Origin of the sequence: Mycobacterium sp. smrl_JER01 (genome assembly GCF_048513595.2) — a bacterium.
Taxonomy (GTDB): domain Bacteria; phylum Actinomycetota; class Actinomycetes; order Mycobacteriales; family Mycobacteriaceae; genus Mycobacterium.
Genome location: NZ_JBLXXK020000001.1, coordinates 2,051,142 through 2,064,367, shown reverse-complemented (window position 1 = coordinate 2,064,367; position 13,226 = coordinate 2,051,142). Strand labels below are relative to the sequence as shown.

11 protein-coding genes are annotated in these 13,226 nt (G+C 67.8%); 4 read left to right on the top strand and 7 right to left on the bottom strand.

The genetic code is table 11. The features are described from left to right. Positions 1-5 precede the first annotated feature (5 nt). A complete protein-coding gene (gene serB / locus ACNUDN_RS09700) occupies positions 6-1,235 on the bottom strand; it encodes a phosphoserine phosphatase SerB (RefSeq protein WP_419125089.1) in 1,230 nt (409 codons plus the stop codon). Positions 1,236-1,291: 56 nt separating this feature from the next. Beyond that, positions 1,292-3,037, bottom strand: coding sequence for an aa3-type cytochrome oxidase subunit I (ctaD, locus tag ACNUDN_RS09695; RefSeq protein ID WP_419121741.1), 1,746 nt, complete (start codon positions 3,035-3,037; stop codon positions 1,292-1,294). 194 nt (positions 3,038-3,231) lie between these two features. On the opposite strand from ctaD, the gene ACNUDN_RS09690 reads away from it, so the two are divergent. After that, entirely contained in the window at positions 3,232-4,383 is a 1,152-nt protein-coding gene (locus tag ACNUDN_RS09690; protein ID WP_419121740.1) for an iron-siderophore ABC transporter substrate-binding protein, read from the top strand. Positions 4,384-4,564: 181 nt separating this feature from the next. Beyond that, on the top strand, positions 4,565-5,611 hold the full coding sequence (locus ACNUDN_RS09685; RefSeq protein ID WP_419121739.1) for an NAD(P)-dependent alcohol dehydrogenase: 1,047 nt from the start codon (positions 4,565-4,567) through the stop codon (positions 5,609-5,611). Positions 5,612-5,631: 20 nt separating this feature from the next. Here ACNUDN_RS09685 and ACNUDN_RS09680 read toward each other — a convergent pair whose 3' ends face one another. From ACNUDN_RS09680 to ACNUDN_RS09665, 4 genes are all read right to left on the bottom strand, one after another. After that, positions 5,632-5,982 (bottom strand): DUF3349 domain-containing protein, encoded by a 351-nt coding sequence (locus ACNUDN_RS09680; RefSeq protein WP_419121738.1) that lies wholly within the window; start codon positions 5,980-5,982, stop codon positions 5,632-5,634. Positions 5,983-6,055: 73 nt separating this feature from the next. Next, on the bottom strand, positions 6,056-7,054 hold the full coding sequence (locus tag ACNUDN_RS09675; protein WP_419121737.1) for an FAD binding domain-containing protein: 999 nt from the start codon (positions 7,052-7,054) through the stop codon (positions 6,056-6,058). Then, positions 7,051-7,593, bottom strand: coding sequence for a (2Fe-2S)-binding protein (locus ACNUDN_RS09670; protein ID WP_419121736.1), 543 nt, complete (start codon positions 7,591-7,593; stop codon positions 7,051-7,053). Before ACNUDN_RS09670 ends, ACNUDN_RS09675 begins: the two co-directional genes overlap by 4 nt. Position 7,594: 1 nt before the next feature. Next, the gene (locus ACNUDN_RS09665) at positions 7,595-9,766 is read right to left on the bottom strand and encodes a xanthine dehydrogenase family protein molybdopterin-binding subunit (RefSeq protein WP_419121735.1); all 2,172 of its coding nucleotides are present in this window, start codon (positions 9,764-9,766) and stop codon (positions 7,595-7,597) included. A 165-nt stretch (positions 9,767-9,931) separates the two neighbouring features. On the opposite strand from ACNUDN_RS09665, the gene ACNUDN_RS09660 reads away from it, so the two are divergent. Beyond that, positions 9,932-10,585: a response regulator gene (locus tag ACNUDN_RS09660; RefSeq protein ID WP_419121734.1), complete on the top strand. Its 654-nt coding sequence runs from the start codon at positions 9,932-9,934 to the stop codon at positions 10,583-10,585. On the opposite strand, the gene ACNUDN_RS09655 is transcribed toward ACNUDN_RS09660, so the two are convergent. Further along, positions 10,563-10,931: a response regulator gene (locus tag ACNUDN_RS09655; protein WP_419121733.1), complete on the bottom strand. Its 369-nt coding sequence runs from the start codon at positions 10,929-10,931 to the stop codon at positions 10,563-10,565. The two genes, ACNUDN_RS09660 and ACNUDN_RS09655, sit on opposite strands and share 23 nt — an antisense overlap. A gap of 72 nt (positions 10,932-11,003) precedes the next feature. Here ACNUDN_RS09655 and ACNUDN_RS09650 point away from each other — a divergent pair, with 72 nt between their 5' ends. Further along, positions 11,004-13,214, top strand: coding sequence for a PAS domain S-box protein (locus tag ACNUDN_RS09650; protein ID WP_419121732.1), 2,211 nt, complete (start codon positions 11,004-11,006; stop codon positions 13,212-13,214). The last annotated feature ends 12 nt before the right edge of the window (positions 13,215-13,226 follow it).

Below are 13,226 nucleotides of genomic sequence, written 5' to 3'. Positions count from 1 at the left end.
CGACGCTAGTCCGGGATCGCGACGCGGCGCACGACACCGTCGAGAGCATCCGCCGCCTCGATCTCGCCGCGGGTCACCCCGAGGATGAACAGCACAGTGTCCAGATAGGGATGGCTCAACGATGCGTCGGCGACCTCGCGCAGCGCCGGCTTGGCGTTGAATGCCACGCCGAGTCCGGCGGCCGACAGCATGTCGATGTCGTTGGCGCCGTCGCCGACTGCCACCGTCTGCTCCATCGGCACGCCGGCCTGTTGCGCGAAATCGCGCAGCGCCTTGGCTTTTCCCGGCCGGTCGACGACATCGCCGACCACCCGGCCGGTGAGCTTTCCGTCGACGATCTCCAGTTCGTTGGCCGCGACGAAGTCCATCATCAGCTCGTGCGCGAGTGGTTCGATCACCTGGCGGAAACCGCCGGACACGATGCCACAGTGGTATCCGAGTCGGCGCAGCGTTCGCAGTGTGGTGCGTGCGCCGGGGGTGAGTTCGATCTGCTCGGCGACGTCGTCGAGCACCGACGCCGGCAGACCTTTCAGGGTCGCCACCCGCCGATGGAGCGACTCGGCGAAGTCGAGCTCACCGCGCATTGCCGCCTCGGTGACCTCGGCCACCGCCGCCTCGGCCCCGGCGTGCGCGGCCAGCATCTCGATGACCTCGCCCTGGATCAGCGTGGAATCCACGTCGAAGACGATCAGTCGCTTGGCACGCCGCGACAGGCTGTAGTCCTCCAGGGCGATATCGACGCCCTCCTCCACCGCGACCCGCGCCAGCACCGCCTGCAACTGGCGATAGACGCCGGTGGGCACCGACACCCGCAACTCCAGGCCGGTCACCGGATAGTCCGACACTCCGCGGATGAAATCGATGTTCACCGCGAGGGCGGCGGCTTCCCGGGCGACGACGGCGAAGGCCCCCGCGCTGATCGGGCGGCCGAGGACCACGATCGTGTGGGTGGACGGTTCCCGCATGACCGGAAGCCCGTCGCTGCTTTCGATGGTGACCTCGAGGCCGACCGCGTGGATGGCGGCCTCGACCTCGGCGCGCAGTTCGGATCCCCGCGCGACGACGGGGTCGGTGGCGACGAGCACACCGAGTGTCAGCCGCCCGCGGATGACGACCTGTTCGACGTTGAGCAGCGCGACCCGGTGTCGCGCCAACACCTCGAACAGCGCTGAGGTGACGCCTGGCTGATCGCGCCCGGTGACGGTGATCAGCAGCGACGCCGGGTGCCGCGAGATGCCCTCAGTCGAGTAGTGCGCTTCGCTCACGCCCTGGGTGCCGCCCACGTGCTCGGTCAGGTACGGACGTTCTCGTGGTCGAGTCGGGTCACGTCGCCGTCCTCGGGTCCGTGCGCCCGGCCCACGTGCGCCTCGGCGCGCATCCGCTCGATCATGTGTGGGTAGTGCAGCTCGAACGCCGGTCGCTCGGAACGGATCCGGGGCAGCTCGGTGAAGTTGTGTCGCGGCGGCGGGCAACTGGTGGCCCACTCCAGCGAGTTGCCGTAACCCCACGGATCGTCGACGGTGACGACCTCGCCGTAGCGCCAGCTCTTGAAGATGTTCCACAGGAACGGCAGGGTCGACAGCCCGAGGATGAACGCGCCGATGGTCGACACCACGTTGAGGGTGGTGAAGCCGTCGCTGGGCAGGTAGTCGGCGTAGCGGCGCGGCATGCCCTCGTCGCCGAGCCAGTGCTGCACCAGGAACGTGGTGTGGAAGCCGATGAACGTCAACCAGAAGTGCACCTTGCCCAGCCGCTCGTCGAGCAGCCGGCCGGTCATCTTGGGGAACCAGAAGTAGATGCCCGCATAGGTCGCGAACACGATGGTCCCGAACAGCACGTAGTGGAAGTGCGCGATGACGAAGTAGCTGTCGGTGACGTGGAAGTCCAGCGGCGGGCTGGCCAGCAGCACACCCGAGAGCCCACCGAGCAGGAACGTCGCGATGAACCCGATCGAGAACAGCATCGGTGTCTCGAACGTCAACTGGCCCTTCCACATCGTGCCGATCCAGTTGAAGAACTTGATCCCGGTGGGCACCGCGATCAGGAAGGTCATGAACGAGAAGAACGGAAGGAGCACGGCGCCGGTGGCGTACATGTGGTGCGCCCACACCGCCACGGACAACGCCGCGATGCCGAGCGTCGCATAGATCAGCGTGGTGTAACCGAAGATCGGCTTGCGGCTGAACACCGGGAAGATCTCACTGACGATGCCGAAGAACGGCAGCGCGATGATGTACACCTCGGGGTGGCCGAAGAACCAGAACAGGTGCTGCCACAGCAGCACACCCCCGTTGGCCGGGTCGTAGACGTGGGCACCGAGATGGCGGTCGGCGGCCAGGCCGAACAGCGCGGCGGTCAGGATCGGGAACGCCAGCAGCACCAGGATCGAGGTCACCAGGATGTTCCAGGTGAAGATCGGCATCCGGAACATCGTCATGCCCGGAGCACGCATGCAGACCACCGTGGTGATCATGTTGACGCCACCGAGGATGGTGCCCAGACCACCGACTGCCAGGCCCATGATCCACAGATCGCCACCCGCGCCGGGTGAGTGGATGGCGTCGGTCAGCGGCGAGTACGCCGTCCAGCCGAAGTCCGCGGCACCACCCGGGGTGATGAAGCCGGCCGTCGCGATCAACGCGCCGAACAGGAACAGCCAGAACGAGAACGCGTTCAACCGGGGGAAGGCCACATCCGGAGCGCCGATCTGCAGCGGCAGCACCAGGTTGGCGAACCCGAAGACAATGGGGGTGGCATAGAACAGCAGCATCACCGTGCCGTGCATGGTGAACAGCTGGTTGTACTGCTCATTCGACAGGAACTGCAGCCCCGGCGCGGCCAACTCGGTGCGGATGAACAGCGCCATCAGGCCACCGATGAGGAAGAACGCGAAGCACGCGACGCAATACATGATGCCGATCAGCTTGTGATCGGTGGTGGTGATCAGTTTGTAGATCAGGTTGCCCTTGGGGCCCAGGCGCTCCGGGAACGGCCGCCGAGCTTCGAGTTCTCCGATTGGGGGCGCTTCGGCTACCAACTGGTCCTCCAACCTTCCGTATCGCTGACCGGAATACCCGGATCGAACAGTCGGCGAACCGACATTCGGTATGAATCCTAACCCCCCGGGCCCGCCGCGGTCGGGGTGGTCCTACAAACCGTCGTAATTGGCGTCGTGACGATCCCGTGACGCACCCTGACCAGGCGCAAACAGCCGGATGTTAACGTCGGCGCGTGCGGTGGACGGGAGTGCGGGCGCGGTGCCGGGTGTCTCGGTCGGCGGCCCTGACCGCGGTGGGGACCGCCGGCCTGCTGGTCGTGCTCACCGGGTGCGGCTCCGCTGGGGACACCCCGGCCACCGGAGCCGGCCAGAATGCCGTCATCACGAGCACGACCCGCGTCGCCGGTGCGGGTGTGCTCGGCAATGACCGCCGACCCGACGAGTCATGTGCGCCCGAGCCGGTGCGCCTCGACGACGGACCGCCCGAACGCGAGGTGCGCAACGCGACGGGGCACGGTGTCTCTCCCCCGATCCCGGAGGTGACGCAGGTGCGCGCCGATCCCCAGCGCATCGTCGTACTCTCCGGCGATCAGCTCGACGCACTGTGTGCGCTCGGACTGCAGTCCCGGATCGTGGCCGCCGCGCTGCCCGACGGTTCCGATGCTCAGCCGTCCTACCTGGGCGCGGTCATCCACGAACTACCCGGGGCGGGTAGCCGCAGCGACCCCGACCTGGAGGCCATCCGGACAGCCGAACCCGATCTGATCCTGGGCTCGGTCGCGCTGACCCCGACCGATCATCCCGAGCTGTCGGCGATCGCTCCCACGGTGTTCACCGGTCCCGCGGGTGCGTCCTGGAAGGACAACCTGAGGCTCGTCGGAGCGGCGACCGGGCGCGCGGCGGCCGCCGACGAGGTGATCGAGGGGTTCGACCGCGCGGCCGAGACCACGGGACGGGACAACGACGCCACGCACTTTCAGGCATCGGTCGTGCAGTTCACCGACGCCACCATGCGGGTGTTCGGACCCGACAGTTTTCCCGGCAGCGTGCTGGCCGACGTCGGAGTGGATCGGCCGGCCGGGCAGCGGTTCACCGACAGGCCGTACGTCGAGGTCGGCATCTCCGACCAGGATCTGGGCGATTCGCCGGACTTCTCGATCGCCGACGGTGACATCGTCTATGTGTCCTTCGACACGGCTGCAGCCCGCGAACGTGCGCCCGCGGTACTGGAGAGCGACGCATGGCGGCGACTGTCGGCCTATCGGGACGGCCGGGTGTTCGCGGTGAACAACGAGGTCTGGCAGGGCGACCAGGGTGGCGGCAGTGTCGTCGCCGCACGCGGCATGCTCGCCGACCTACGATGGGTCAACGCGCCCATCAACTGACGTGGCGCCCGGGACTAACCGGGCCACCGAAGAAGTTGGATATCAGAGGCCGCATCGTCGCGGCACACCGCGTGGCGTTCCCACCGTCGTGGCGTTCCACCGCATCGGCTGACGCCCGACCACGTGCCAACCCACTCGACCACATGCAGACAACTCGACCACATGCAGACAAGAGGTATCGATGAGCACTGTTTCCGCCTACGCAGCAACGGCTGTCGACGCGCCGTTGACCAGGACGACCGTCACTCGACGCGAGGTCGGATCCCACGACGTGGCGTTCGACATTCATTACGCCGGGATCTGCCATTCGGACATCCACACCGTGCGCGGGGAATGGGGCCCGGCCGCCTACCCGGTGGTGCCAGGCCACGAGATCGCCGGCGTGGTCACCGAGGTGGGGTCCGAGGTCACCAGGTTCGCCGTCGGTGACCGGGTCGGGGTCGGGTGCTTCGTGGATTCCTGCCGCGAGTGCGCTGAGTGCCGCGCAGGCGATGAGCAGTACTGCACCGGCGGCGGGATGGTCGGTACGTACAACGCCGTCGGCCGTGACGGTGAACCCACCCAGGGCGGGTACAGCGGCGCGATCGTCGTCGACGAGAACTACGTGTTGAACATCCCGGATGCCCTTCCGCTGGACAAGGCGGCGCCGCTGCTGTGCGCCGGCATCACCACGTATTCGCCGCTGCACCACTGGGATGCCGGTCCGGGAAAGAAGGTAGCGGTGATCGGCCTGGGCGGTCTCGGCCACCTGGCCGTCAAGCTGGCCGTTGCGATGGGCGCGGAGGTCACCGTGCTCAGCCAGTCGTTGAAGAAGATGGAAGACGGGCTGAGATTGGGCGCCAGCGCGTACCGCGCCACCAGCGATCGCGACACCTTCAAAGACCTTCGGGGCAGTTTTGACCTGATCATCAACACCGTCTCGGCCAATCTGAACCTCGACGACTACCTCAAACTCCTCAAGCTCGATGGAACCCTCGTCGAACTCGGCATGCCCGAGCATCCGATGCAGGTGCCGGCCGGCTCGCTGATCTTCGGGCGGCGCAGCATCGCAGGTTCGTTGATCGGCGGCATCGCCGAGACCCAGGAGATGCTGGACTTCTGCGCCGAGCATGACGTCACCCCGGAGATCGAGGTCATCGAGCCGGACTACATCAACGAGGCCTACGAGCGCGTGCTGGCCAGCGACGTCCGGTACCGATTCGTCATCGACACCAGCTCACTGCGGTAGCCGCCGGTCGCGGCTGTCTCTCACTGCGGTGGCGACTGGCCCAGGGACGTCTCACCAGTGTTCACCCCGGCCAGCGGCCAGCCGGCCGCGGCCAGTGTGGCGGCCACCCGCGCGACGTTCTCCGGCCCGGCGTCGTGGTGGGTGACGTCGCAGATGAAGGCCTCGATCTCGTCGGCGTCGATCGCCGTGCCTGAAGCCGTTGGGGACCGCTCTTCGGTCAGGTGTGCGATGACCTGTCTGACCTGCTCCTCGGTCAACGGCGTGGCACGCAACAGGGCCAGCAGTGGCACGCGGTCCGGACCCGGAACTCCGCCGGGATAGCCGGCACGTAGCCAGTCGAGAATCGAGTGGAACAGGGACTTGGCGGTCACGGCATCAGTGTCCTCTCCCGGACCCGCGGCCGCGTACCCGCAGTGGGGTGTTCGGGCCATGTTTGGGCCGCTGTCACCCGGCATTCACTCGGCGCCCCGCCGCCACCGTCAGCGCTCGAATCACGCTGTTCCCGGCAAGGGTGACCTTGAACGCATTCTGATGCAGTGGCGTAGCGCCGTCGAGCAGCGCATCGGCGGCCGCCCGGAACGTCTTCGGCGACGCGGGACGCCCGACCAGCAGCGCTTCGGCGGCAGGCACCCGCCACGGCCGAGCAGCCACTCCGCCGAGCGCAACGGCGGCGTGCTCGATGACCTCACCGTGGAACCGCAGGGTTGCGGCCACCGAGACCAGTGCGAACGCGTAGCTGTGCCGGTCCCGCACCTTCAGATACCAACCATGGCTGGGTCCGGCGATCGGCGCAAGCTCCACCGCTGTGATCAATTCCGTTGCGCCGACCGTATTGTCACGCTCAGGCGGGTCACCGGCAAGCACGAAGAACTCACCGATCGGGATCGCCCTGGGGCCCTGCGGCCCCCTCACATGCACCACCGCGTCGAGTGCCGCCAGCGCCACCGCCATGTCCGACGGGTGGACGGCGATGCAGGGCGCGCCGGTTCCGAACACCGCATGCTCGCGGTGCAGTCCGTCCCGCGCCCCGCACCCGGATCCGGGATCGCGCTTGTTGCACCGATCGAAACCAGGGTCCATGAAGTACGGGCAGCGCGTCCGCTGCATCAGGTTGCCACCGACGGTGGCCATATTCCGGATCTGGGTGGTCGCTCCCGACAGAATCGCTTGCGACAGTACGGGATACCGGGACCGCACCAGAGCGTGGTTGGCGGCTGCGCTGTTGGAGACTCCGGAGCCGATCAGCACGGTGCCGTCGTCGCGAAGTTCCACCCGGTCGAGACCGAGACCTCCGACGTCGACGAGCCGCGTCGGATTCTCCACAGCCGACTTCATCAGATCGAGCAGATTGGTGCCGCCGGCGTAGAAGCGGGCTCCCGGGACGGACGCCTCGGTGATCGCAGCCTCGACGGTGTCGACCCGTCGATAGTCGAAGGCCCTCATGATGCCTCGTGCACCGCGGTGATGGCGCTGACGATGTTGGCGTACGCCCCGCAACGGCAGATGTTGCCGGCCATCCGTTCCCTGATCTCGGTTTCCGACAGCTGTCGCGGCCCGCTGGTGATCTCGTCGGCAGGACCGTCGAAAGATGCGGCGGACAAGTCACCGCGGGCGTACTCGGTCAGCATCGCGCGGGCTGAACAGAGCTGACCGGGAGTGCAGTAGCCGCACTGGAATCCGTCGTGGTCGACGAACGCCTGCTGCAGCGGGTCGAGCCGGTCGCCGTCGGCGAGTCCTTCGACCGTTCTCACGGTGCAGCCGTCGATCGACACCGCGAGTATCAGGCAACTCAGCACCCGTCGGTCATCGACGTCGACGGTGCACGCGCCGCACAATCCGTGGTCACATCCCTTCTTGGTTCCGGTGAGCGCCAGCCGTTCTCGCAGGACGTCGAGCAGGGTAGAGCGCACATCGGTGCACAGCCGGTGTGCTCGACCGTTGACCGTCAGTTCGATGTCGTGGGTGACTGGCGGGACGCTCATGTCAGTCCTCTCGATCGGCGTCGAACGGTTCCAGCAGCGCTTCCACCGTTATCGGCAATTGCCGCAGCCTTTTCCCGGTGGCGTGGTAAATCGCGTTACCGATGGCGGCCGGCACACCACAGATACCGATCTCACCGACGCCGCGCACACCGATCGGGTCCAGTCCGTAGTCCGGGGTATCGATGAAGGTGATGTCGAACGACGGCCGGTCGGCGTGGGTCGGCACGTAGTATTCGCCCATCGACCGACCGGTGCGGGGATCCTGGGGTACCTGCTCCAGCAGCGCCATCCCCAGCCCGAACAGGATCCCGCCCATCACCTGGTTGACGGCCAGTTTCGGGTTGAGTATCCGGCCGCAGTTCATCACCGCGACCCAGCGGGTCACCGTGGCCCGCCCGATCAGCTCGTCGACTTCGACTTCGCAGAAGTGCGCACCGAACGACTGTGACACCGTGTCCTGGTTCGGGTCCGAACCGGTGGACGCCGTGAACGACAGCGCGGCGGCACGTTGCGACCCGGTGGCGTTGCAGGGCAGGGCATCCGCCCTTCGCCGCCACTCCTGGGCCGCCGCGAACACCGCGGAGCCCACGCTCGCCGATGTCTGCGACGCGCCACTGTAGGGGGCGTCCGGGAACGACGAATCCCCGGACTCGAAACTCACCCGCGACAACGGCAGACCGGTGGTGTCGGCGGCCAGCTGGGTCATCACGGTGCGCACCCCGGTGCCGATCTCGTGGGTGGCGACAGTGAACCTGACGTGCCCGTCCGGCCCGGTCTGCACGCCGCAGCACGCGGGCATCCTGCGTCCCGGGTAGGTGGCTGTGGCCATCCCCCATCCGACCCGTATACCGTTGCGTTGCAACGAGCGTGGTTGCCGAGGTCGACTTTCCCAGCCGAACCGACGTGCCCCGGCGCGGTAACAGCGGGCCAGATGCGCGCTCGACCACGGCCGCCCGTCGGTCTGATCCACCGTGGCCAGGTTGTCCAGCCGCAGAGCCAGCGGGTCTCGGCCGAGGGCGCAGGCGAGCTCGTCCATCGCCGTCTCCAGAGCGAACAGTCCCGGCGCCTCCCCCGGACCGCGCATGAAACATGGTGTCGGTGAATGGATCCGAGCGACCGTGTGGGTCACCGCCAGCCGCGGGGACCGATAGAGAAAGCGGGTCGACAGACCGGCGGGTTCGCAGAAGTGGGCCACCGTGGAGGTCTCGGTCAGCGTGTGATGTTCGGTGCTCAGGACTGCACCGGCCGGATCCGCGACGAGCGTGACCTGCTGTTCGGTGCGCGGCCGGTGTCCGGTCGAGCTGAACATCTGGTCACGGGTGAGGACGAGTTTGACCGGACGGGATAGCTCGCGGGCGGCGACGGCACACAGCACCACGTGCATCCACAGAAAGCTCTTGGAGCCGAACGCACCACCCACCAACGGAGAGACCACCCGGACGTGGTCCTCGGGAATGTTCAGATACGCGGCCAGTACCCGGCGCTCGCCGGTGATCCACCGGGTGCAGTCGTGGACGGTGAGATGTCCGTCTTCCCAGTGCGCAACCGTGGCCGACAGTTCGATCGGGTAATGGGTGTTGATCGCGGTGCGGTACGTCTGGTCGACCTTGACGCCTGAGGGTTCGGCGCTCGGCCCGCGGAAGTCCTGCAGCTTCTCGTCGGTGAGCTTCACGAAATGGTCCGGGCGATAGGCACCGTGCCGGATCGACTCGGCATCGTCGTCGGTGACGTCCCCGGATGCGACGACCCGGCCGGCGTCGAGATCAGCGGGGGCGTCGATGTAGTCCACGTCCATCGACGAGGCGGCATACATCGCGTTCTCCGGCGAGTCGGCGACCACGAGCGCCAGGTGTTGGCCGACATGCTGCACGGTGAGATCCGACAGCGGTGGCCGCCGCTCAACCGGCAGATCCCAGGTCAGCTCCCTCGGGAGAGCCTGCAGCGGTGGGCAATTGGTAGGAGTCAGCACATACAGCACCCCACGCGCCGCGCCGGCGCGCGCCGCTGCGCTGTCCAGGGACTCGGCGGTGACTCGGCCGTGCGGTATCCGCGCCTGGACCAAGGCCGCGTAAACCACACCCTCGACCCGGGTGTCGGCGCTGTAGCGGGCATTCCCCGTCACTTTGTCGACACCCTCGACGCGACTGACGGGTTGTCCCACGGAAGCCTCCATGGGAGTCAGCTTTGTACCGGCCGCGCTGCGCGTCGTCGCGGCTGCCGGGAGTCTCGGGTTACCGCTAGCACCCAGACCGCAGCGCCGGGCGGCTGGCCGCCGCTGCGCCGGCTCGGCGGGTGCAAGAATGGGGCCGCCATGCTCACGCCGGGGGTCGGAGGAAAGATGAGCGCACCGAGGGTCGTCGTCGCCGACGACGATGTGCTGCTGCGCGAGGGACTTGCCAGCTTGCTGGAGCGGTCGGGCTTCGCAGTCGTCGGGCAGGCCGGTGACGGCGTGGCGCTGCTGGAGACGGTGCGGGCACAGCGCCCGACGCTGGTGCTGACCGACATCCGGATGCCGCCCACGCACACCAGTGAGGGGCTCGACGCCGCCCGGGTCATCCGTGACGAGTCCCCCGACATCGGCATCGTCGTGCTTTCGGCGCACGTGGACGTCGACCACGCGATGGAGCTGCTGGCCGGCGGCCATGGCATCGGCTACCTGCTCAAGACGCGGGTGACCGATGTCGCGGACTTCGTCGACACGTTGCAGCGCATCGCCAACGGCGCGTCGGTCGTCGACCCGGCCCTGGTGGCGGAGTTGGTCTCGGCGCGCAAGCGCGACGACCCGTTGGCCGCGCTGAGCCCTCGCGAACACGAGGTGCTGACGCTGATGGCCGAGGGGCTGTCCAATGCCGGCATCGGGCGCCGGTTATGGGTCACCGAGGGCACCGTGGAAAAGCATGTGCGCAGCATTCTGACCAAGCTCGATCTGCCCGAGACCGGCGACGATCACCGCCGGGTCCGCGCGGTGATCATGTATTTGGAGAGCCGCTGAGGCGGTTGAGCAGCTCTCGGACCGCGCCTGGTGACAACGTCATCTTGGCGAGGAATCCGAGTGCCGGGCTGGCGGCGATCAAGTCGGCGAAGTCCTGCTCATCGTGGGTGGAGGTCAGGATGACCGGAACGTCGCTCAGCTGTGCTGCGACGTCGAATCCGCTCTCGCTGCCCAGGTCCACGTCGACGAGGGCGACGTCGGGGTGCAGTTCCTCGGCGCGCCGCAGCGCCTCGGCGGCGTCGCAGGCGGTCCCGACCACCACGATGCCGCCGCGCTCCAGCATTGTGCGGGCGGCCTCGCGGAAGTCGGCGCTGTCATCGACGATCAAGCACCGCGGACCAGTCATTCGTCCAGCTTGTCAGGACCGCGGGCCGACGGCATTCCTGTTAACGGGAAACATCGGGATTACCATCAGCCGGTGACCTGGCAATCGGTGCCCGCCCGCTTTGTGGAGCAGGTGGTGCGGTCCCCGGCCCGGCCGCTCGGTCTGGGCATCGTGGTGGCGGTCGGCTTTTTGATCGCCGAGGTGCTCGCGGTGTTCGCACTGAAGAAGGTGGCGCCGGAGAACGCCTTCGGCGCTCTGCTTCTGCTGGGTGTCTTGGTGGTGTCGGCGGGTTGGGGATTCGGTTTGGCCATCGCCACCTCACTGGCGAGCGCGGCCATCTACGCCTATCTGCACCTCGAAGGCCGGGACAGCCTGGTTCCGGCGCTGATCATCTTTCTGACCCTCGCGTTCCTCACCAACGCCCTGGTGGGTCAGGCCCGGTTACGCGCCGCCGAGGCCGAGCAACGCCGCCATGAGGCCGATCTGGCCGCCGAATTGGCCCGGGTGATGCTGCGGGCTCCGGCCCTGGGCCCAGCGCTGCGTGACGCCGGCCGACGGTTCGCCGAGGTGCTCGGATTGCCGTGGGCCAGGCTCACACTCGGCGCGGCGGATGCCGACGCCGAGGAACTGGCCATCGCCCTGCTCGACGGCTCCGATCACACCGGAACGTTGCTGGTCCCCAGGAGTCTGCGGCCGGCGTCGGTCCGCCGGGTTCATCGCATGGTGCCCGCGCTGCAGGCGCTGATGGCTGCGGCGTGTGATCGAGAGGCCATCACCGCCGAACTGGAGGTCCACCGTCGCGAACTTGAGCGCTTCTTCGCCGTCGCCTCGGATCTGCTGTTCATCGGAACATGCGAAGCCGGGCCGGCCCGGCTCACCCGGGTCAACCCGGCTTTTGAACGGGCCCTTGGCTATTCGGCAGAGGAGTTGGTGGCCCGACCGTTGGTCGAGTTCATCCTTCCCGATGATCGCGACGCCACCGCCGTGGCACTGGCGGCGGTGCCGCATCGCGCGGGCGGCGCCCAGTTCGAGAACCGGAGCCTGCGCCGGGACGGCACCGTGCGGTGGCTGGAATGGAATGTGGTGTTCGACCATGGCGTGCTGGTAGGCGGTGCCCGCGACGTCACCGAACGAAAGCAGGAACAGGAACGCCTGCGCGCGGCGCGCACCCAGCAGGCGGCGCTGCGCCGGGTGGCCACCCTGGTCGCCCGCGGCGCCGATCTGGCCGACGTGTACCACGTCGCAGTCACCGAACTCGCGCACAGCCTCGGAGTCGGCCATGTCACGCTGCTGACGTTCGAACCCGATGACCACGTCCTGGTCCGGGCCGGCCTCGGCAACTACGATCAGCCGGGATTCACGGCGGGAGACCGGTTTTCCCTGACCGGTGACAGCATCAGTTCGAGAGTGCGTAGCACCGGTGCGCCGGCACGCATCGACGACTATGCCCAGGTGCCCGGTGAGATCGCGGACCGTTTACGCGAGCTGGGTGTCCGCTCCGGGGCGGGCGCGCCGTTGATCGTCGACGGCCGGACCAGAGGCGCTCTGCTGGTGGGTTCGGCTGCGCCGCTGGCACTTCCGGACAGCGCGGAGGCTCACATCGGAGATTTCGCGGACCTGATCTCGACGGCCATCGCCAATACCGAAACCCGCGCCGAACTCACCGCGTCACGGGCGCGCATCGTGGCTGCCGCCGACGAAGCCCGCCGGGGTTTCGAGCGCGATCTGCACGACGGTGCGCAGCAGCGGATCGTCTCGCTGAGCCTGCAGCTGCGGGCGGCCGAAGCCGCCGCCGAGGACGACGCGGTGCGCGGTCAACTGTCGACTGTGGTCGACGGCCTGGCGGGGCTGCACAGAGATCTGCAGGAGTTGTCTCGTGGCCTGCATCCGGCGGTGTTGTCCCGGGGCGGGTTGAGGCCGGCGATGCGCAATCTGGCACGGCGTTCGGCGGTACCGGTCGAAGTGACCGTCGAGGTCGACGGCCGCCTGCCCGAACCCGTCGAGGTCGCGGCCTACTACGTGGTGGCGGAAGCGTTGACGAATGTCGCCAAACACGCGCAGGCGGACTCGGTGACCGTCCAGGTGGGCTTGGACCGCGAGCCGGACGGGTCGACATCGCTGCGACTGTCGGTCACCGACGACGGCGTGGGCGGGGCATTGTCGGGCGCCGGCTCCGGTCTGGTGGGTCTGCGCGACCGGGTGGAGGCGCTGGCCGGCCGGTTGACGGTGACCAGCCACCCGGGTGAGGGAACGAGCATCCGCGCAGCCATTCCGATCGAACCGTCGCACTCGGCATCGCGATGACAGGCGCCATCG